We start from the raw sequence: 19,803 nt of genomic DNA, 5'->3' as shown, positions 1-19,803 counted from the left end.
AGTCTTCGCGCCTTCCGCTCCAATCAACAGGGTATAGAAATCAACAATGTTCTTTAACACAGCCTATTTTTTTATAAATGGCCACCAGTTGGCTTGCCCGAAGGTTTTGACCATAACTGGTACGAAAAGTGGTAAAACCACGAGGGAGTATAAGGCCAATCCTATTAATAGAATGGTAGCTATTTCAAGCAATGATAATACACCTGATGGCATCATCGCTGCAAAGGTACCACCTAAAATAACGGCTGCCGAAATAATGACAGTACCCATTTTTTTCATAGAGAGAAGGATTGCTTTCTGGACTGACATATCTCGATATTCGCTAAATCGATCCATTAAGAAAATGCTGTAGTCGATGCCTAGTGCCACCAGAATGACAAATGCAAAGAATGGTACTGCCCAGCTGATACCTGTATAGCCTAACCAATTAACAAAAATCGTTTCAGAAATGGCCATGGATGTAAAGTAAGTTAAGACTAATGATCCGATTAAATAGAGTGGCATAATGAGCGAGCGAAGTAAAATAATTAATATTATACTAATACCTACCAACATTAAGACAACTGTACGAGAATAATCAGCTTCTGAAATGGTGTCTAGATCATGGTGCATGCTGGAAACACCGCCAACTGCTACTTTAGCATTCTCAAGCTTAGTATCTTTGACTGCTCGTTTGACCGCCTGCTTAATTTCTGGAATACGGTCAATTGCTTCATTAGAATAAGGATTTTTATTGAAAACCACATCAATAGTCATTACTTTACGGTCGTTAGACATATAAGCATCGAGAGCCTGCGCGAAGTCCTTACTGTTAAGCACTTCTTGTGGAATGTAAAAGCCATTCTGTTTTTGCTTAGACACAGCGGAAAGATAATCTTGTGCAGAATCTAGTCCATCATATACTTTATTTAAACCATCCGCACTTTGGGCCAATCCGTCTGAAAGCACCACCGTTTGATTTTTCGTTGTTTCAAACCCTGTAAGAAGTTGCTTCTGACCCTCACTAATAGTATTTAACCCCCCAGTAAATTGCGGAATCCCATCAACAGCTTTACCTTGGAAAGTTTCCATTTGATTGAGAGTGGTTTCGAGTTTTCCTACACCTAAAACTAGTTCTTCCATGCCTTTAATTAAAGCTTGCTGCCCCGTAATTATTTGAGCAAACTTACCGTCCGCATAGGCGATTCCGTCCTGAGCTCCTTTTAAACTTGTGTTTAACCGCACCAGTCCATCGGTTAGTTCTTTTGTTACTGCTTGAGAACCCTGAACAGTCTGTTTTATAGTTTGATAGTTTGCATTATCTTGAATACCAATATAATCTTTTTCTAAATTACTAAAATATGGGTTTGTGGATAGTAAAGCTTGGTGTAGAGAGTCTATTCCGCTTGCTGTTTTCTCATAATTCTCTCTAAGAATACCTAACCCAGCTTCTGCTTTTTTGTATCCGTCAAGGAGTTGTTTACTTCCGGCTAAAATATCAGCAGAATTTGCCTTAATCTGCTCCAACCCTTTTTTAGCCTTACCAGCCCCTATAGAACCAGCGTTCAGTCCTACCTCAATCTGTGAGAGACCTCCTTGTAGCTCTCCCAATTTTGTTTTTATTGTATCGGTTCCGGTAATTAACTGACTAATTCCATCAGTTGCTTCCTGCATTTTCGGTTGATTAGAGGTCATTTGAGTGACAGCCTCTTCAAGTCCATCACTGATTTTTTTAATTCCCTCATTACTCTCGCCAAGCCCGTCTTCTAGGCTAACAACTTGTTTAGAGATGTAAAAGTCGTCAATGGGTGTACCAGTTGGACGTGTGACAGAACGTACGCTGTCTACATCGTTCACTTTTTTTAACTCTTGACTAATTTTTTCTGTAATCGCAATATATTCCGATGTGTTCATTTGATCATCATTTTTAATGACAATTTGAGTTGGCATGGATTCACCAGGTCCAAATGAATCAGAGATAATATTGAAACCCTTTATAGAAGGGTATTCATCGCTAATTTCTTCAAGCGAGTTAAATGACAATTGATCATCATAGGTAAATAAGAATGGTACGGATATAAGAGCCACTAGGATAAAAGCGATTAAGGGACGTGCTAACGCAAATTTACCCATAAAGCCCCAAAATTTACTTTCACCGTGCTCAAGGTTCCCCTTTGAGGGCCAAAACAGTTTTTTACCCAATACAGCCATGAAGAAAGGGACGACAGTGACGAGTGCAACTAACAATATGGCCACACCCACAGCTACCGCAGCTGCAGATTTGTAAAGCTGGAATGTGGAAAGTCCGATTGATGCAAATCCAATCATCACGGCAACCCCACTAAAGAATACCGTCTTACCTGCTGTACGATAAGTGGTGATAATAGCTTCAGTTACATCTTTTCCTTCAGCCATTTCTTCTTTAAAACGGCTGAGGAGCAAAATACAATAGTCGGTTCCTATTCCAAAAAGAACAGCTACTAAGAAAATCTGAGTAAAGGTTGATAACGGAAAATCAACCTTATCAACTAACAGTGCGACAATGGATTGGGCAGTAAGGTAACTAAAACCTACTGTTACCAATGGAATAATGGGGGCTATAGCGGATCTAAAAACAAGTAAAAGGACAACTAGAATGAATCCAACGGTGATGCCCTCTGTTTTTTTCAATCCTTCTTGAGAATTGGTAATGAGATCCTCACTAATTACCCAATTCCCTGTGTAATAATGATCGAGTTTAATTTGATCAATGGCATCATACAAATTTTTTGAAATCTCTTTTGCTTCCCGATTATTGGCTGTTACCTTCACAGAAACCAAAATCGTTTTTCCATCCTTCGCAACAAGCTGGTCTTTTAATTCCTCTTGTTTAAAATGAGTGAGGATTTCTGTGATGCCAAGTTCTTTTTGATTTTCCTCAAGCGTAGAAACCGCTTTTTCTGCTTGCGCAAAATCTTCTTTGGTCAATTTCTTATCGCTATGGAACACGAGTGCAGTTTGTAAGTCTCTGCCTTTATTTTCACTGGATTGAACGTCTTTAAGAATTTTCTCAGCAATGGTTGAAGAGTAGCCTTCGGGGACGGAAATTTGCCCTTTCTCCCGTACAAGGCCTTCCATATTTGGCGCAACCATGAAAAGAGTAGTAATCACGGCAATCCATGCGGCTAGAATGAACCATTTTCCTTGGATAATTGTGTTCAAAGATTATTCCCCCAGTACTTCCTTTTTCTTGTTGGATAAGAGTGAAGCTAATTTTTCATACGTATTCATAAAATTCACTATTTCTGTCTCATCAAATTGGGTAATGATGGATTCAACTAGTAGTCGTACTTTTTCCTGGCAATCTTGGTATAAGGCATTTCCTTCTTCTGTTAACGTTAAATAAACAACTCTTCTGTCGTTTTCATCACGTGTTCTCTGAATCAGACCTCTATCTGCCATTCGATTAATGATGGCTGTTATTGCACTTTTATTTACTTCAAATGCATCTGCTAATTCAGAAGAGGTACATTCCTTAGCTTGGTGAATGTATCTTAATATGTAGTGCTGATCATTTGTCAGTTCATTCCCAATTTGACCCTTAATCAAAGATTCTGCTTTTTTATGGACTTGAAAAGACAGCGTCACATAGCGATCAATTAATTCCTGAATGGTTTTGTTCTCCATATATCGTTCTCCTCACTTTTCGGACAAATAGTTAAACTCTTTAACTATTCACTTGTTTAACTATAAAACAAGGTGAAATTCACGTCAATATTCCCTTAAGGAAAAATTAAGGAAACATCGCAATAATATTTTATGACAAACTTTGAGCTTCCTAGGGAACTGCCTAGGGTTAGAAAAGGAGTAGAGCATGATGAAAAAATGGGTAATGTTAGCAGTTGGAATATTGGTTGCTGGTTTTGTTGGCTATCAATATTATTCATCAAAAACAAGCAGTCAAACAGTTTCAGCACAGGTGAGAACAGCAACGGTACAAAAAGGAACGCTAGAAGTTAAAATCAGCGGATCAGGAACAGTTCAACCCGTTACAAGTGAGGATATTAAAGCTAAGGATAACAATAATGAAATTGATGAAGTATTAGTTGCTACGGGGGAAGAGGTAAAGGAGGGTGACGAACTCATCACATTTACTGATGGAAGCGATCCGATTACTGCACCTGCGTCCGGAATTGTGACCACTTTATCCGTTTCTTCAGGTGAACGGGTAACAAGTGGACAAGTTATTGCCCATGTAACGAACTACAAAGACTTGCAAACGGTTGTACAAATTGACGAACTTGATATTCCTAAAATCAAAAAGGATCAAATAGTAAGTTTGAAAATAAATGCTTTCCCGGACCAGGCTTATACAGGAAAGGTATCTTCCGTTTCTGAAGAGGGAACTTCATCAAACGGTGTGTCGACCTTCGATGTATATATTCATATTGATAAACCTGAAAATCTTAAAGTGGATATGAGTACTGAAGCTAGTATATTAACAGCAAGTAAGGAATCGGCACTATATGTTCCGTTAGACGCTATTCACAGCAGCAATGGTGAAAAATATGTGCAGGTTCTTTCATCAACAACTAGTTCACAAACAAATGGTGGAACCGAACAAAAGACTGTAAAAACGGGATTAGCCAATGAAGATTATGTTGAAATTACAGAGGGATTAACGGAAGGGGAACTGGTTCAGTTACCTCAACTCGCTACCGGTAGCTCTTCCAGCAATACCAAAGGCTTCATGCAAGGTGGAGGTTTTGGTGGGGCAAATATGGGTGGAATGGGCAGCTTTAACCGAAACAGTGGTCGTCAAGGACAATTTAGCGGAAGGACAGGTAACTAATGGGGAAACCAATCATTCAAATAAAAGATTTAATGAAGACCTATAAACTGGGTGGCGAAACGGTTCACGCTTTAAACAATGTGTCAATTGAGATTGATAAAGGAGAATTCTTAGCCATTATTGGCCCATCTGGTTCAGGAAAATCAACACTCATGAATATGATAGGCTGCCTTGATAGACCCCAGTCCGGAAAATACCTATTGGCTGGTAAGGATATCGGTATGATGAATGACAATCAATTAGCAACAATCCGAAATCAGAAAATAGGATTCATCTTTCAAAATTTTAATCTATTAACAAAATTGACAGCACTAGAAAATGTCGAGTTGCCCCTTTTATATAGTGGTGTGCCCACAAAAGAACGCCGGGAAAGAGCATTCGAAAGCCTTCAAAAAGTAGGGTTGAAGGAGCGGTCAGGACATTTACCAACTCAGCTATCTGGTGGTCAGCAGCAACGGGTTGCCATTGCAAGAGCACTTGTAGGGAATCCTGCCATTCTCCTGGCTGATGAACCTACTGGTGCCCTAGATAGCAAGACGAGTAAGGAAATACTAGCAATTATGAAAGAGCTAAATGAATTGGGACATACCATTATTTTAATTACACACGATTTAGAAATAGCGAAGCAAGCAATGAGAATGGTCAGTATTCAAGACGGCCAGCTTCAAGAAAACGGAGGTGAGCTAGTTGGGAATTATTCAATCTATTAAAATGGCACTCCGCAGTATAAAAGGGAATAAGCTAAGGTCTGTACTAACAATGCTTGGGATGATTATCGGGGTCTCTTCCGTGATTATCCTTGTATCGATTGCACAAGGGTCAGCACAAAATGTGGCTAGTCAAATTAATCAGCTTGGAACCAATCTATTAACTATTAATACTTTTAGTACGGATTTAGCTTTAACGGAAGATAAAATTGATGAGCTTGGAAAATTGAATGGTGTGAAAGATGTATCTCCAGTAGTTTCTGGTCGAGTAAACGTGAAGAAGGATAGAACTACCTCACAGGTTACATTAACTGGTACGAATTCGGCGTATTCTACTGTTCGTGACACGAAAGTGAGTGCTGGTCGATTTATCACAGATCTTGATATTGAATATAGACAAAAGATTGCGGTAATAGGGGCAGATACAGCATCTACCTTTTTCGGTACGGGAGCCCCTGTGGGACAATACCTCCAAATTGAGGGTACCTCCTTTAAAGTTGTTGGGGTCCTAGTCTCAAAAGGAAGTTCCTTGGGACAAAGTGGTGATAACGTGGTCATTGTTCCTTTAAGTACGGGACAGAGGTTGGTAAAAAGTACAACAATTAATCAAGTGTATCTTCAAGGGAAAAGTGAGGATCGAATGGATTTTGTGATGAACGAGGTAGAAATGAAGATGGCCTCTTTATTTCCAAACAAGAGTGATTCCTATAGTGTAACGAACCAACAGGATTTGATGGATACCATGAGTTCTGTCACAGACACAATGACAATGATGCTGGGTGGGATTGCTAGTATTTCGTTACTTGTAGGCGGAATAGGAATCATGAATATTATGCTGGTTTCTGTTTCTGAAAGAACAAAGGAAATTGGGATTCGTAAAGCTATTGGTGCTAAGAGACGAGACGTTCTTTTACAATTCCTTATTGAGGCAGTAGTACTAAGTGGTGTTGGAGGAATCATTGGTATTTTAGCAGGATTAGGTATTGGGAAGATACTTTCCTCTTTATTAAGTTTAACTGTATCCTTCACATCATCGGTGATAGTATTATCGTTCCTTTTCTCGTTGGCTGTGGGTGTCATATTTGGAGTGTTTCCAGCTAATAAAGCATCCAAATTGAATCCTATTCAGGCTCTACGATATGAATAAAATGATTGTAAGCGGATCGCTCCTTTTGCGGCCGCTTCCTTTCCTATATAATTAAATTAAAGACCTTTTTACTGGGAGAGATAGAGATGCGTTTATTAGTGGTAGAAGATAATCTTCCGTTGCTAGAGTCAATTGTCCAACTTTTATCGGATGAATTTGAAGTGGATCAGGCAGCGAATGGGGAAGATGCTTTATTTTTAGCAATGCAAAATATCCATGATGTGATTGTATTGGACGTAATGATTCCTGAAATAGATGGATTTGAAGTGCTCCAGACAATAAGAAAAGAAGGCTTAAAAATACCAGTCCTATTTCTGACAGCCAGAGATTCGTTAGAAGACCGTGTGAAGGGATTAGATAGCGGCGGGGATGATTACTTAGTAAAGCCATTTCAAGCGGCTGAGTTAAAAGCAAGGATTCGAGCTTTATTACGTAGAAGTGGCAGCCTGACTACTAATCAAACCATCCAATATCGGGGGATTGAATTGTTAGGGAAAGAAAGAGACATTGTGGCAAATGGAGAATCGATTAAACTTACCTCAAAACAATATGAACTATTAGAATATCTCATTCAAAATAAAGGGGCTATTTTAACAAAAGAACAAATATATGATCGTGTATGGGGCTTTGATTCTGACACAACAATAGCTATTGTTGAGGTCTTCATGCATCATCTTCGTAAAAAACTAGAACCTACAGGTTATCATGCTGATATAAAAACGATTCGTGGCGTAGGTTACATGCTTAACGAAGAATAGGGGGCACAAATGTTCCGGCAAACTCATATACGATTAACCTTTATTAATTCACTTGTCTTTATTGTCCTCATTAGCAGTCTAGGAAGCACCATCTATTTTTATACCGATAGTAGATTATATAAGGATGTCAATCAGTCTTTACAAGAATCTCTTGACCATTTTCAGGAACAGCCCAGGCCTGGTATTGGTCCTGATAAAGATGACATTCACGAGGGCGAAGGAAAGCAATTCTTACGAATTATGCGAAGAGACCCGAGAATTATGACATTAATATGGGATTCTAATAAGAAACTTATAGCAGAGCAAAATCGTGAAGCGGACCTGTTTCTCAATCATGAAAACGCCATTCGTCCTAAGGCATTAAACAGCCTGCAGGACGTAGATGTGGAGGAGTTTTCATATAGGTATGTAGCGTTTGAGGTTGACCATCCTGAATTAGGGAAAGTGACGGTTCAATTTATTCGAAACGTTAACTCTGAAAAAGAATTACTCAACCGTTTATTATTAATTATTACAGTGGGTATTGGAATTGGAGTGGTATTAGCTGTTATCTCTGGATATTTCTTAGCAGGCAAGGCGCTAGTCCCAATCAAAAGAGCATGGCAAAAGCAGACTGAATTTGTATCGGATGCATCACACGAATTAAGAACCCCTTTAGCTGTGATCCAGGCAAAAACGGATATTCTTTTTCGATCACCGAGTTCAACCATTCAGGATAAAATTTTAGATATATCCGCGATTTCAAACGAATCACGAAGACTCTCGAAACTCGTTACTAATTTATTGACGTTGGCAAGATCTGATTCTGATCAAATTGAAATGAAGAAAAAAGCTTTTCGGCTAGATGAACTATTAAAAGAAATTATTCATCATTATGAAGAAATTGCGATGTACCAAGAAAAAATGCTTCAGATAAGTGCGCTGGAACCTGTTGAATTCTTTGCGGATAAAGAAAGAATTCACCAGCTTATTGTCATTCTACTAGATAATGCAATGAAATACACAAAGGAGGGAGGAGAAATTCTGTTATCGTGTAGACAAAGTCACTCCTCCATTTATTTGGAAGTGAAAGATAACGGGATTGGAATCCCAGAAGAAGATATTCCAAAAATCTTTGATCGTTTTTATCAAAGTGACAAAGCACGTACTGCAGCTGAAGGAACAGGTTTAGGCTTATCTATTGCAAAATGGATCATTGAGAAACACCATGGAAGGACAAAGGTTCAAAGTAGCCTTGGTAAAGGAACTACAATAGAGATTATTTTTCCGAGAGCCCAAAAAAATTAAATTTGGGGTCTTTTTTTTAAGGAAATCTTAAGGAACGCCCACGATAATGAATTTATTCATTGAAACAACCAGTTGAGGGGAGAAGTACTGTCATGAAGAAGATGAGAAGGGCACACTTATGGATTGGCTTAATTGCATCAGTATTAATTTTTATGGAGTCTATTACAGGGCTACTAATGAATGAACCTTGGTTAATCGGTCAAACACAAATGGAAGGTGAAAGAGGAAACTTTCAACAAGGCCAATTTAATAGAGGACAATTCAGGCAGGGTGAGGGACAAGAAAACGGCCAAATGCAGGGCCCAAATGGCTTTAATGGAACTAACCCATCACAGGGACAAGCTGGCATGCAGGGCGGGCAAGTTCAAGGACCTGGTGGGTTTGGCAGAAATGGAAACTTTCCAGAGGGGGTTCGTGAAGAAAGGTTGGGGCAAGGCTCATTCATGAATACAATCCGTGGTCTTCATGAAGGTAGAATCGGAAATACAGATGTGAAATGGTTAATTGATTTAGCAGCAATTGCGATGATGTTTCTTACTGGTTCAGGTATTTATTTATCTGTTCAAATCCTTCGTGCAGACAATAAAAGGAGAAAGCGTCAATTAGAGAACATGGAAGTTTTGTAAGATAAATACCCGAAAAAGGCTGACAATACTGTCAGCCTTTTTCGTATACTATTCAACAATGATGGTGCCTTTAAACATGTCCATACCGCAGCTAAAGGTGAATTCGCCTGTCTTCTCAGGAGTAAAGGTAAGATTTGTTGTGCCTACTTTTAAGTTCACATTGTTAATATTAAAGTCTGGAATCTTAAATGTAGATAAACAGCTATCTTCCAGTGGATTGTTAATTTCAAATTCTACAGGTACGCCCTTTTTTACACGGATGACATTTGGTGTATATCCAGTTTCTGTTACGAGCATTTTTACTTTAGGTGAGCTTTCTTTAGTGACATCCACCTCTGTTTTAGGCATTTTTTTGGTGCTACTAGTTTCCTGGTTAGCCTGGGTTTGTGTCGTCTCGCTTTGACCAGGAACCTTTACCATATCCGTGCTATACATAAACAAAAACAGTGAGACTAGTACAACTCCGCCTGCAATTATGGCAAAAGGTGATAGCTCATTGGTATCAATAGAAAATTTATTATTTGTAGTCACATAAATATAGACAATTACAAATCCGATAATAACAATATAGAAACCTAATAATATACCAAGTAAAATGGTAGGGTTAATATATTGTAGGAATAACCCAAGAATGGCTCCATTAATTCCTCCAATTAATCCAAATATGGATGACATTAGTATAGCTAGTAACCCAATTGGGTGTCCTGCTAAGAAGCCAATAACAAATCCTATGATCATGCTGATGCCAACGACTAAGAATGTCTCGCCCGAATTGATTCCAATGATACTGCCAGTTAACAAGCCAGTAATAATGGCAATCACCATGCTAAGAAGGATACCCGGGGTGTTATTCAGCTTGATTTTATTACGGTATACAAGAAAAATAGAATAACCAGTCCCTAACGCAACGATCACTGCCGATATGATTGAAAAAATAGTCATCTTTTTGTCTCCTCTAATGTGGGCTTATTCAATTTTTTAAATAGGCTGTGTTAAAGAACATTGTTGATTTTTATACTCTGTTGATTGGAGCGGAAGGTGCGAAGACTCCTGTGGGAGTATGGTTCAGGGGAGACCCCGCTGGCGCTAGCGCCGAGGAGGCTCGCCGAAACACCCACGAACCGCTCGCACCTGGAGCGGAAATCAACAGACAAGTTTAACAGAGCCTTAAATAAACAACATAAGAGTATTATAAATGTAAATAATGGTTTCAAAATTGTCTATTAAGTGATTTATATGAACGTTTTATGAATCTTGCTGAGGAAATAGGTGGAGGAAGGAATTTTAGAGCCAGTTCTAGTCTTTTTTCTCTTTATCAATCGTATTTTTGTAAATTCGTTTAAGGGCTTCATTTTGCATTCTAATGTATTCAAGTAAGAATTCTTTCTCTTCTTTCTCTACGTCGACGGGGTCCTTTTCTTCTTTTGGCATGAAAGTCACCTCTTCACTTAATTACTTGCATTTTACACGTTTTATACTGCAGTTTAAAGTTAATTCTAAATTTCCTCACACTTTGTCGCAAAATATTTCTTTTTCGAATTGACTTTTATGAAGATGAAATATATAATTTCTTCAAAAATACTATTGAAACGATGATGGGGATTAGTAGAACGAAGGTGTCTTACCAAGAGAGGAAACTATTGGTGCGAAGTTTCTTAAGACGGTCGTTTGAACCTGCCTCTGAGTTCTGTATCGGATATTTTGAAGATACATGCGGATCAAATCCGTTATCATGCAAAGAGTTTAAAGCGAATGCTTTATGAATTTAGGGTGGTACCGCCAGGCCATGGTCCCTTTTTTGGGAACAAGGCCTTTTTGCATTTTAATCGGAATCTCGTTGTTGTATTTATTTTTTAAAAAATGAATGAGGTGTCAAAATGGCAAAGGAATTTGTAAAAGATGTCACTGCGATGGATGAGGACTTCGCTCAGTGGTATACAGATGTTGTAACAAAAGCTGATTTAATCGACTATTCAAGCGTTCGCGGATCGATGATTATCCGTCCGTATGGATATGCTTTATGGGATAACATTAAAAATGAATTAGATCGTCGAATCAAAGAAACAGGACATGAAAATGTCTATATGCCTTTATTCATTCCAGAAAGCTTACTACAAAAGGAAAAAGACCATGTTGAAGGCTTTGCTCCTGAAGTAGCATGGGTTACACACGGCGGTTCTGAAGAGTTAGCAGAGCGTCTAGTTGTTCGCCCAACTTCTGAGGTGCTTTTCTGTGAGCACTATAGCAATATTATTCATTCGTACAGAGATTTACCAAAGCTTTATAATCAATGGGCTAACGTTGTTCGCTGGGAAAAAACAACACGTCCATTCTTACGGACATTAGAGTTTTTATGGCAAGAAGGCCATACAGCCCATGCAACGGATGAAGAGGCAATGGAAGAAACCATTAAAATGCTAAATGTATATGCAGCCGTTTGTGAAGAAATCCTTGCGATTCCAGTTGTAAAAGGACAAAAAACGGAAAAAGAAAAGTTTGCTGGTGCAAAAGCGACATTTACCATTGAAAGCTTAATGCATGACGGAAAAGCATTACAGTCTGGTACCTCTCACCACTTTGGTACAGGTTTTGCGGAAGCCTTTAACATCCAGTATACGGATAAAGAAGGTAAACTACAGTATGTTCACCAAACATCTTGGGGCTTTACAACAAGAATCATTGGGGCGCTAATCATGGTTCATGGTGATGACCGCGGTCTAGTTATCCCTCCAAAAGCAGCACCAACACAAGTGATGATTGTGCCAATCGCTCAGCATAAAGAAGGCGTTTTAGACTTTGCATATGATTTGAAAAAGTCACTCGGTCAGGTTGCTCGCGTTGATATTGATGCAAGCGATAAAAAGCCAGGCTGGAAATTCAATGAGTATGAAATGAAAGGTGTTCCAGTTCGTTTAGAGGTTGGACCAAAAGATATTGAAAATAAACAGGTTGTTTTAGTAAGACGTGATACTTTAGAAAAAGTGATCGTTCCTATGGATGAATTGGAAGCAAGACTTGTTGCGTTACTTGATGAGATCCAGTCTAATTTATACAACAAGGCATTGAATCATCGTGAAGAAAGAACTTCTGTTGCTACTACACTACCTGAGTTAAAAGAAACTCTAGAAGCAAAGCCTGGATTTATCAAGGCTATGTGGTGTGAAGATGTAGCTTGTGAGGACAAAATTAAAGAAGAAATTGGGGCAACATCAAGATGTATGCCATTTGAACAAGAACAAGTTTCTGATAAATGTGTATGCTGTGGCAAAGAAGCTACTAAGATGGTTTATTGGGCAAAAGCATACTAAGATTGGGGGCTCTTCCTTTATGGAAGGGCCTTTTTATGTGGATTTGTAGATATAATTCGAAACCGTGTAGATAAAACTTGAATTCGTGTAGATATAATGTAAAAGTGTGTAGATAAAATCTAAAACTGTGTAGAAAAACCATGATTTTGTGTAGAAATAATCCAAAAGTGTGTAGAAATAATTTTTATTAAAAGGAATTTACTGCGTCCTAGCGAATTTTTATAGTAGGTAAGAGGAGGATTTGAACATGAAACCGATATTATTAGACTTTCCAGAGGAGTTTTCCACCAAGCGACTACTCATTCGCAAACCGATGCCTGGAGATGGCAAGGACGTATATGATGCGATGCAAGCTTCCATGAACGAACTGAAAGAATGGATGCCATGGGCCCATAGAGAACAAACTGTAGAAGATGTAGAAGTAAATATGAGGGATGCTCATGCGAAGTTTTTAACACGTGAAGACTTACGGCTGCATCTCTATGATAAAGAAACCGGGGAATTTATTGGTTCCTCAGGCTTGCATAGAATTAACTGGCATGTGCCGAAATTTGAAATTGGGTACTGGATTGATACCCGGCATAGTGGAAAGGGCTATATTACAGAGGCAACTAAAGCAATAACAGAATTTGCCTTTACGGAGCTTCAGGCCCGTCGAGTGGAAATTCGTTGTGACTATAATAATACGAAAAGCCGTGCAATCCCAGAAAAATTAGATTTTACATTAGAGGGAATCTTAAAAAATGATGGATTGTCGGCTGATGGGAAAGAAGTAAGAGATACGTGTGTATATGCAAAGATTAAATAACGAAAAAGAGGTTGACCCCTTGTGAGTCAACCTCTCTATTAATCTAGTAAGTATCTCTTTAAATAAAACTTTGTAATGGCTAAGTATTCACGAGTATATGATTTCACGAGAGCTTGTACGGGAGTTTTTGCAGGTAGTCCTTTTACTTCTAAACCCTGGTCTCTTGCAATCGAAACCGCACGATAAATATGAAACGTATTGGTCACAACTAATCCTGACTGTGCATTTTTCGGAATCAACTTCATTGAGTATTTAATATTCTCATAGGTATCAGTAGAGCGGTTTTCCATTAGTATGCGAGACTCACTTATGCCCAACTTAATTAGCTCTCTTCTAATCGACTCAGCCTCAGAAATATCCTCACCAGGACCTTTCCCACCAGAAGCAATAGCAATGGTATTTTCGTTTTCCTTTAAATAACTAGCAGCCGCTTTAATACGACTAGCAAATGCAAGAGAAGGAACAGTTCCTTTTACCCTTGCCCCTAGAACAATGATATAATCTGCATGTTTGGGCACTTCTGTTTGAATATGCTGACTAATCTTAAACTGTAATACACAAACATAAATCAGTCCTACTACCGCAAGAATACTCAAATAGGACAACAACTTTTTCTTATTTTTCATCCATTCCAATCCATTTCATATTATTTTTTTAAACTATTAAATCTATCTTTATAATAGAATAAATTGGATAAATTAACCAACATATTTTTCCATAAAAAAAGAAGCTGAGATTCAGCCTCTTTATTCACATACCCAAGACAACCCAATTGTACCAACACCCGTATGCACTCCTGCAACCGTAATAAGCATTAATATTTCCGTTTCGATACCAGGAATGGTTTCTTTAATTACCTTTTCCAATTCTGTTGCTTTTTTGATATCGTTTGCATGAACAATGGCAACCTTTTTCACAGATTTGGTTTCAAGGTCCTCTTTCAATTTATTTACAAGCCAAGCAATGACCTTTTTCTCTGTACGAACTTTGTCTTTAATTTTGGCTGCGCCTTCTTCAATCGATAAAATGGGCTTTATGTTAAAAAGGGATGCTAATATTTTTTGGCTACCTGATACCCTGCCGCTTTTATGAAGTTGATCTAGGTTTGAAGGAACTAGGTATAAGCGAGTTTGGTCAAGAAGTCCGTTTAGTTGGGTCATAATATCATTTATTTCCAAGCCCTGGTCAGCAAGTTCAATTCCTCTTTTAACTAAAAAGGAAAGAGGAAACGAACCCGTTTGCGAATCGAGTGCATATAGTTTAAAGTCTTCCATTTCAGCTGCCATTACGGATGATTGATAGGTTCCAGTTAGAAGGCTAGAAGCGTGAATGGCTACTCCAAAATCGTACTCGCCCTTCAATTGATTATATAAGTCTACAAAGTCAGAAATAGAGGGCTGTGAGGATTGAAATTTACCTTCCTCATTTTTCATTCTTTCATAAAATTCTTCTTCAGTAATCTCAACTGTTTCCTTATAAAATTCATCATTAATTACAACGTGCAGGGGAATTACATGTATATGATGCTGCTCTATAAATTCTTTACTTAGAGATGCAGTCGTATCAGTGATCCACGCAATCTTTGCCTTATTCATATAATCCTCTTCCTCCAGTGGAAATCTCTAGTTTAATTACAATATACCCTGAATAGTGCCTACTACACGTGTAACTTATTCATTATTTCACAATTCTATCAATAAGTATAAAAATAGGAAAAAGGGTACGTAGTATTAATATCTAAATAAACAATACAAGAGCGATAAATAACTCGTCAAGTTACATTTGTCATACCCAAACCTAACTATTTTTATCATTTACACTACACATAAAAAAAGGGAGATTTGAAGGGAATTTAACAAATCTATGATTTTCGAACTAGTTCAAATTATTCAAATATAACGATGTGTGATTTAAATCACTTAGTCCGTGTGGTGAATTTCATATAATCACTATGCAGACAGTGAAAACGTATTTAGGAGTGATTATTTTGTTAGAACAAAAAACAATTGAAATTATTAAATCTACTGTACCAGTACTAGAAAAGCATGGAGAAACGATTACCACTCGATTCTATCAACTTATGTTTGGAAATCATCCTGAACTATTAAATATCTTTAATCATGCCAACCAAAAACAAGGACGCCAACAAAAAGCATTAGCAGGAACAGTTTATGCTGCCGCAATGTACATTGATAACCTAGAAGCCATTCTTCCAGTAGTAAAACAGATTGCCCATAAGCACAGAAGTCTTGGAATTAAACCTGAGCATTATCCGATTGTTGGAAAGCATTTGTTACTAGCAATTAAGGATGTATTAGGAGATGCAGCCACTAATGAGATCATTGATGCCTGGGGTCAAGCCTATAACCTGATTGCTGATGCCTTTATCAGTGTCGAGGCTGAGATGTATGAGGAGGCTGCAACGCAAGATGGCGGCTGGGATGGATTCCGAAATTTTGTTGTAGACCGAAAAGTTGTTGAAAGCGAAGTAATTACCTCTTTTTACTTAAAACCAGAAGATAAAAAGGGAATTGCCACATTTATTCCAGGTCAGTATATTAGCATCAAGATGGAAATTGGTGGAGAAGAGTTTACGCATATTCGTCAATACAGCTTATCCGATGCTCCAGGAAGAGACTATTACAGAATTAGTGTGAAACGTGAAGCGGGAACTCAAAATCCTGACGGAATGGTATCAAACTATCTCCATGATGATGTTAAGGAAGGCGATCTATTAAAAGTAAGTGCACCAGCTGGTGATTTTATTCTTGATACGGAAAAGAATACACCTGTTGTTTTACTTAGTGGTGGAGTAGGGTTAACACCAATGATGAGTATGTTAAAAACGCTAGTTGAAATTCAGCCTAGTAGGGAAGTAACTTTTGTACATGCAGCTGCGAATAGTAATGTGCATGCACTTAGAAATGAAGTGGAAGAGCTATCAAAGCTAGAAACAGTTAAATCCTTTTTCTTCTATGATTCCCCTACTGAAGAAGATCGAATGAATAATCGTTTTGATGTAGAAGGATATATTACACGTGAATGGTTGGAAGATAAGGTTTCAGTAGATAATGCAGACTTCTACTTCTGTGGACCGGTTCCTTTTATGAAGGCAATCAATCGCTCTTTAAAAGACCTAGGAGTAAAGGAAGATAGAATTCACTTTGAATTCTTTGGCCCAATGGGTAATTTAGAAGAATAGAAAGAAAATGAGGCCGGTTCCCAAAATGGGAATCGGCTTTTTATTTTGCAAAAGGCTGTGATAAAGAACATTGTTGATTTTTATACCCTGTTGATTGGAGCGGAAGACGCGAAGACTCCTGTGGGAGTATGGTTCAGGGGAGACCCCGCAGGCGCTAGCGCCGAGGAGGCTCGCCGAAACACCCACGAACCGCTCGCGACTAGAGCGGAAATCAACAGACACGTTTAACAAAGCCTTGCAAAAAAGTTAAGAATTCATGAACGTTTATGAGTTTAAGACATTGAAAGTTTGATTCAAGCTTGAACTATGATTAAATAATAGAAAAGGCCGCCAGAAAGGATGTTTTTATTGAGTAAGAATGTCATACGTTCTATTACTGCCATCGCCGTATTATTTTGCCTCGTCTGGCTTGTAGGGCTCGGCTGGGCGGTAGGGGAGTATTATGCTGGGAACAAAGAAAAGGTTCCGGAAAGATCCACTGCTACCAATGAAGTCAAGAACACAAAGGGCCTGACGATAGTGGCTTTAGGTGATTCGTTAACAAGAGGAACCGGTGACGAAACGGGTAAAGGCTATGTAGGAATTTTAATGGATGAAATAAAAGAGAAGACCAAACGCCCTGTTCAACTAACGAACCTTGGCATAAATGGACAAAGATCAGATCAACTTCGTAAACAGGTTCAAGAGAAAGAAGTGGGGAGACAGATTGAAAAAGCTGATTTAGTTCTTGTAACAATTGGTGGAAACGATTTGTTCCGTGGGGGACAAGGTTTAATGGACTATGGAACAGGAGATATCGCGACCATTGAGAAAAAATATCTTGAAAACCTAAAAGCTATTTTTGAACAAATCCGAAGAAATAATCCTACTGCCAATATTTTCTTTATTGGCTTGTATAATCCATTCATCGATTTGGATCAAGGGAAAGAAATGTCGAAGGTCGTTCGTCATTGGAATTATGATAGTGCAGAAATAAGTGCAGCTTTTCCAAAGATTATTTTCGTTCCAACCTTTGACTTATTTGAGTTAAAAGTCAATGATTATCTGTATTCTGATAAGTTTCATCCAAATTCAAAAGGATACCGTTTAATTGCAGAACGTGTAGCCTCATTGCTCACCTGGTAAGGAGAGGAAACCGATGGAGAAAAAAATTACATTAGAAGTAAAAAATTTAAAAAAAGAAATCGGAAGAAAAGAAATCATTAAAGGGTTAACTTTTAATTTACGTGAGGGTGAAGTGTTTGGGTTCTTGGGACCGAATGGTGCTGGGAAAACAACAACAATACGTATGCTTGTTGGTCTAATAAAGCCAACCTCCGGAAGTATCCAAATTTGTGGATATAATATTGAAACTCATTTTTATGAGGCAATGAAAAACCTTGGATGTATTGTTGAAAACCCAGAATTATATCCCTATCTTTCAGGGTATAATAACCTGCTTCATTTTGCCCGAATGATTGAAGGAATTGGAGAAGAGCGAATCAAAGAAGTGACTGTATTAGTGGGCCTTAGTGAAAGGATTCATGATAAGGTGAAAACCTACTCATTGGGGATGAGACAGCGTCTAGGTATTGCTCAAGCCTTGTTAGGAAAACCGAAAGTGCTAATTCTTGATGAGCCAACTAATGGGTTGGATCCGGCTGGAATCCGTGAAATGCGCCAGTTCATTCGCTTTTTAGCAGAGAAAGAAGGACTAAGCGTCCTTGTCTCCAGTCATTTATTAAGCGAAATTCAATTACTCTGCGATCGAGTTGCTATTATTTCAAAAGGCACAGTCATTCGGACTGATACAGTTCAACATTTGTTGTCAAATCGGGAAAAAGTAGTTTGGCAAGTTCATCCGATTGAAATGGGAAGAAACATATTAGCTTCTTTAACAGCGATTGAAGAGAGAGAAGATGGTACGATTATGACAGAGTTTGACGAGCGAAAAATTCCAGAATGGAATAAACAGCTTGTTCTTGCAGGTGTTTCTGTTACTGAAATGAATCGAAAAATGCCAGTACTTGAAGATTTATTCCTCGAACTTACTGGGGGTGACTCCATTGAATAAATTGATTCAAAATGAAATGATGAAATTGATTGCCAAAAAAAGGCTAATAGTCATTGCCATCATTATTGGCGTTTTAGTGGTGTTATTTACATATGCACAATATAAACAGGTTGAAACGCAACGAGAAAAATTAGGTACTAGTGATTGGCGTACGATTTTGCAGCAGCAAATTGTGGATACCACTAACCGGTTGAGCAGTAGTCGAATCACTGATGAATGGAAGAAACAACTGCAAATATCCTTACAGCAACAGCAATATTATCTTGACCATGATATTAATCCTGCTGAGCCTGGCGCACCTACATTTATGAGGGTCTTTTTTGAAAATTCGATTGACCTGTTTATTCCTTTAATGGTCATGGTTATTGCCAGTGATTTAGTTTCCTCTGAGCATAGTTTAGGGTCAATTAAGCTTTTGCTGACGAGGCCGGTAAGAAGATGGAAGGTATTATTGAGCAAATATATCACACTGTGTTTAGCTGTATCGTTAATTATTGCCATCGCAGGGATCCTTTCTTATCTTATTTCTGGATTGGTTTTTGGATATAGCGGCTGGGGGGCCCCCATTTTAACAGGGTTTAATGTGACGGAATCAGGATTAAATACTTCAGAGGTGAAGCTCCTCAGCCTGTGGAAGTTCCTGTTAATGGACTTCGGGCTAGTATGGTTTGTCTCTATCGTAGTAGGGACACTCTCTTTCATGTTATCTGTTTTAATCCGAAGCACAGCAGCAGGCATGGGAGTGATGCTGGCTGCTCTAATTTCAGGAGCTATTTTAAGTAATATGGTTTCATCTTGGGAATCGGCTAAGTATTTCTTTATGGTCAACCTACGTTTAACAGATTATATGAAGGGATCTGCTCCTCCAATCGAAGGAATGAACCTCTCCTTTTCAATGATGGTGTTATTCGTTTGGTGGGCAGCAGCACTACTCGTATCCTTCGTGGTCTTTACAAAAAAAGACGTTTATTAATATTCGGCTTTGTTAATGAGCAATGTTTAATATAGTAACAATGTTGATTGGAGCGGAAGGCGCGCAGACTCCTGTGGGAGTACGGTTCAGGGGAGACCCCGCAGGCGCAAGCGCCTAGGAGGCT

General features: G+C 38.5%; 18 protein-coding genes and 1 other annotated feature. Of the genes, 12 read left to right on the top strand and 6 right to left on the bottom strand.

Features of this window, described 5'->3' with window-relative positions; all coding sequences use genetic code 11:
• Positions 1 to 63: 63 nt before the first annotated feature.
• Positions 64 to 3,180, bottom strand: a complete 3,117-nt coding sequence (locus tag AC3A54_RS07465; protein WP_487653993.1) for an MMPL family transporter — start codon at positions 3,178 to 3,180, stop codon at positions 64 to 66.
• A gap of 3 nt (positions 3,181 to 3,183) precedes the next feature.
• The gene (locus AC3A54_RS07460) at positions 3,184 to 3,645 is read right to left on the bottom strand and encodes a MarR family winged helix-turn-helix transcriptional regulator (protein WP_487653992.1); all 462 of its coding nucleotides are present in this window, start codon (positions 3,643 to 3,645) and stop codon (positions 3,184 to 3,186) included.
• Positions 3,646 to 3,832: 187 nt separating this feature from the next.
• On the opposite strand from AC3A54_RS07460, the gene AC3A54_RS07455 reads away from it, so the two are divergent.
• The 6 genes from AC3A54_RS07455 to AC3A54_RS07430 all read left to right on the top strand — a co-directional run bounded on the left by AC3A54_RS07455 (position 3,833) and on the right by AC3A54_RS07430 (position 9,335).
• Positions 3,833 to 4,810: an efflux RND transporter periplasmic adaptor subunit gene (locus AC3A54_RS07455; protein ID WP_487653991.1), complete on the top strand. Its 978-nt coding sequence runs from the start codon at positions 3,833 to 3,835 to the stop codon at positions 4,808 to 4,810.
• Positions 4,810 to 5,520 (top strand): ABC transporter ATP-binding protein, encoded by a 711-nt coding sequence (locus tag AC3A54_RS07450; protein ID WP_487653990.1) that lies wholly within the window; start codon positions 4,810 to 4,812, stop codon positions 5,518 to 5,520. The genes AC3A54_RS07455 and AC3A54_RS07450 overlap by 1 nt, the downstream gene beginning before the upstream one ends.
• Positions 5,498 to 6,664 carry an ABC transporter permease gene (locus tag AC3A54_RS07445; protein ID WP_487653989.1) on the top strand — a complete coding sequence of 389 codons (1,167 nt, stop codon included), beginning with the start codon at positions 5,498 to 5,500 and terminating at the stop codon, positions 6,662 to 6,664. Before AC3A54_RS07450 ends, AC3A54_RS07445 begins: the two co-directional genes overlap by 23 nt.
• 86 nt (positions 6,665 to 6,750) lie before the next feature.
• The gene (locus AC3A54_RS07440; protein ID WP_335531208.1) at positions 6,751 to 7,422 is read left to right on the top strand and encodes a response regulator transcription factor; all 672 of its coding nucleotides are present in this window, start codon (positions 6,751 to 6,753) and stop codon (positions 7,420 to 7,422) included.
• A 9-nt stretch (positions 7,423 to 7,431) separates the two neighbouring features.
• Positions 7,432 to 8,709 carry a sensor histidine kinase gene (locus AC3A54_RS07435; protein ID WP_487653988.1) on the top strand — a complete coding sequence of 426 codons (1,278 nt, stop codon included), beginning with the start codon at positions 7,432 to 7,434 and terminating at the stop codon, positions 8,707 to 8,709.
• A gap of 92 nt (positions 8,710 to 8,801) precedes the next feature.
• Entirely contained in the window at positions 8,802 to 9,335 is a 534-nt protein-coding gene (locus tag AC3A54_RS07430) for a PepSY-associated TM helix domain-containing protein (RefSeq protein ID WP_487653987.1), read from the top strand.
• A 48-nt stretch (positions 9,336 to 9,383) separates the two neighbouring features.
• Here the strand turns inward: AC3A54_RS07430 and AC3A54_RS07425 are convergent, their stop codons facing one another.
• Positions 9,384 to 10,277 (bottom strand): cupredoxin domain-containing protein, encoded by an 894-nt coding sequence (locus AC3A54_RS07425; RefSeq protein WP_487653986.1) that lies wholly within the window; start codon positions 10,275 to 10,277, stop codon positions 9,384 to 9,386.
• Between the two features lie 354 nt (positions 10,278 to 10,631).
• Positions 10,632 to 10,766: a hypothetical protein gene (locus AC3A54_RS07420; RefSeq protein ID WP_487653985.1), complete on the bottom strand. Its 135-nt coding sequence runs from the start codon at positions 10,764 to 10,766 to the stop codon at positions 10,632 to 10,634.
• A gap of 152 nt (positions 10,767 to 10,918) precedes the next feature.
• Positions 10,919 to 11,133 (top strand) — a binding site (T-box leader).
• Between the two features lie 79 nt (positions 11,134 to 11,212).
• Between AC3A54_RS07420 and proS the strand changes: the two genes are divergently transcribed.
• Together proS and AC3A54_RS07410 are read left to right on the top strand one after the other, a co-directional pair.
• The gene (gene proS, locus AC3A54_RS07415) at positions 11,213 to 12,643 is read left to right on the top strand and encodes a proline--tRNA ligase (RefSeq protein ID WP_335547678.1); all 1,431 of its coding nucleotides are present in this window, start codon (positions 11,213 to 11,215) and stop codon (positions 12,641 to 12,643) included.
• Positions 12,644 to 12,890: 247 nt separating this feature from the next.
• Complete coding sequence (locus tag AC3A54_RS07410; RefSeq protein ID WP_487653984.1) at positions 12,891 to 13,451, top strand: GNAT family N-acetyltransferase; 561 nt, start codon at positions 12,891 to 12,893, stop codon at positions 13,449 to 13,451.
• A 38-nt stretch (positions 13,452 to 13,489) separates the two neighbouring features.
• Here AC3A54_RS07410 and AC3A54_RS07405 read toward each other — a convergent pair whose 3' ends face one another.
• Positions 13,490 to 14,077, bottom strand: a complete 588-nt coding sequence (locus tag AC3A54_RS07405; protein ID WP_487653983.1) for a YdcF family protein — start codon at positions 14,075 to 14,077, stop codon at positions 13,490 to 13,492.
• Between the two features lie 120 nt (positions 14,078 to 14,197).
• Entirely contained in the window at positions 14,198 to 15,046 is an 849-nt protein-coding gene (locus AC3A54_RS07400) for a DegV family protein (RefSeq protein ID WP_335547682.1), read from the bottom strand.
• A 392-nt stretch (positions 15,047 to 15,438) separates the two neighbouring features.
• On the opposite strand from AC3A54_RS07400, the gene hmpA reads away from it, so the two are divergent.
• From hmpA to AC3A54_RS07380, 4 genes are all read left to right on the top strand, one after another.
• The gene (gene hmpA / locus AC3A54_RS07395) at positions 15,439 to 16,653 is read left to right on the top strand and encodes an NO-inducible flavohemoprotein (protein ID WP_487653982.1); all 1,215 of its coding nucleotides are present in this window, start codon (positions 15,439 to 15,441) and stop codon (positions 16,651 to 16,653) included.
• Between the two features lie 348 nt (positions 16,654 to 17,001).
• On the top strand, positions 17,002 to 17,778 hold the full coding sequence (locus tag AC3A54_RS07390) for an SGNH/GDSL hydrolase family protein (protein ID WP_487653981.1): 777 nt from the start codon (positions 17,002 to 17,004) through the stop codon (positions 17,776 to 17,778).
• A 13-nt stretch (positions 17,779 to 17,791) separates the two neighbouring features.
• Complete coding sequence (locus tag AC3A54_RS07385; protein WP_487653980.1) at positions 17,792 to 18,706, top strand: ABC transporter ATP-binding protein; 915 nt, start codon at positions 17,792 to 17,794, stop codon at positions 18,704 to 18,706.
• The gene (locus tag AC3A54_RS07380) at positions 18,699 to 19,679 is read left to right on the top strand and encodes a DUF2705 family protein (protein ID WP_487653979.1); all 981 of its coding nucleotides are present in this window, start codon (positions 18,699 to 18,701) and stop codon (positions 19,677 to 19,679) included. The genes AC3A54_RS07385 and AC3A54_RS07380 overlap by 8 nt, the downstream gene beginning before the upstream one ends.
• Positions 19,680 to 19,803: the final 124 nt, after the last annotated feature.

The organism is Neobacillus sp. Soil_C_43, from assembly GCF_057656715.1.
This window is presented reverse-complemented; position numbering and strand designations above follow the sequence as displayed.

Bases quoted from the DNA above. Each gene is read 5' to 3' on its own strand.
- AC3A54_RS07455 (WP_487653991.1), top strand. From the start codon at position 3,833: ATGATGAAAAAATGGGTAATGTTAGCAGTTGGAATATTGGTTGCTGGT.
- AC3A54_RS07425 (WP_487653986.1), bottom strand. From the start codon at position 10,277: ATGACTATTTTTTCAATCATATCGGCAGTGATCGTTGCGTTAGGGACT.
- proS (WP_335547678.1), top strand. From the start codon at position 11,213: ATGGCAAAGGAATTTGTAAAAGATGTCACTGCGATGGATGAGGACTTC.
- AC3A54_RS07450 (WP_487653990.1), top strand. From the start codon at position 4,810: ATGGGGAAACCAATCATTCAAATAAAAGATTTAATGAAGACCTATAAA.
- AC3A54_RS07400 (WP_335547682.1), bottom strand. From the start codon at position 15,046: ATGAATAAGGCAAAGATTGCGTGGATCACTGATACGACTGCATCTCTA.
- AC3A54_RS07440 (WP_335531208.1), top strand. From the start codon at position 6,751: ATGCGTTTATTAGTGGTAGAAGATAATCTTCCGTTGCTAGAGTCAATT.
- AC3A54_RS07435 (WP_487653988.1), top strand. From the start codon at position 7,432: ATGTTCCGGCAAACTCATATACGATTAACCTTTATTAATTCACTTGTC.
- AC3A54_RS07430 (WP_487653987.1), top strand. From the start codon at position 8,802: ATGAAGAAGATGAGAAGGGCACACTTATGGATTGGCTTAATTGCATCA.
- AC3A54_RS07405 (WP_487653983.1), bottom strand. From the start codon at position 14,077: ATGAAAAATAAGAAAAAGTTGTTGTCCTATTTGAGTATTCTTGCGGTA.
- AC3A54_RS07385 (WP_487653980.1), top strand. From the start codon at position 17,792: ATGGAGAAAAAAATTACATTAGAAGTAAAAAATTTAAAAAAAGAAATC.
- AC3A54_RS07460 (WP_487653992.1), bottom strand. From the start codon at position 3,645: ATGGAGAACAAAACCATTCAGGAATTAATTGATCGCTATGTGACGCTG.
- AC3A54_RS07410 (WP_487653984.1), top strand. From the start codon at position 12,891: ATGAAACCGATATTATTAGACTTTCCAGAGGAGTTTTCCACCAAGCGA.
- AC3A54_RS07420 (WP_487653985.1), bottom strand. From the start codon at position 10,766: ATGCCAAAAGAAGAAAAGGACCCCGTCGACGTAGAGAAAGAAGAGAAA.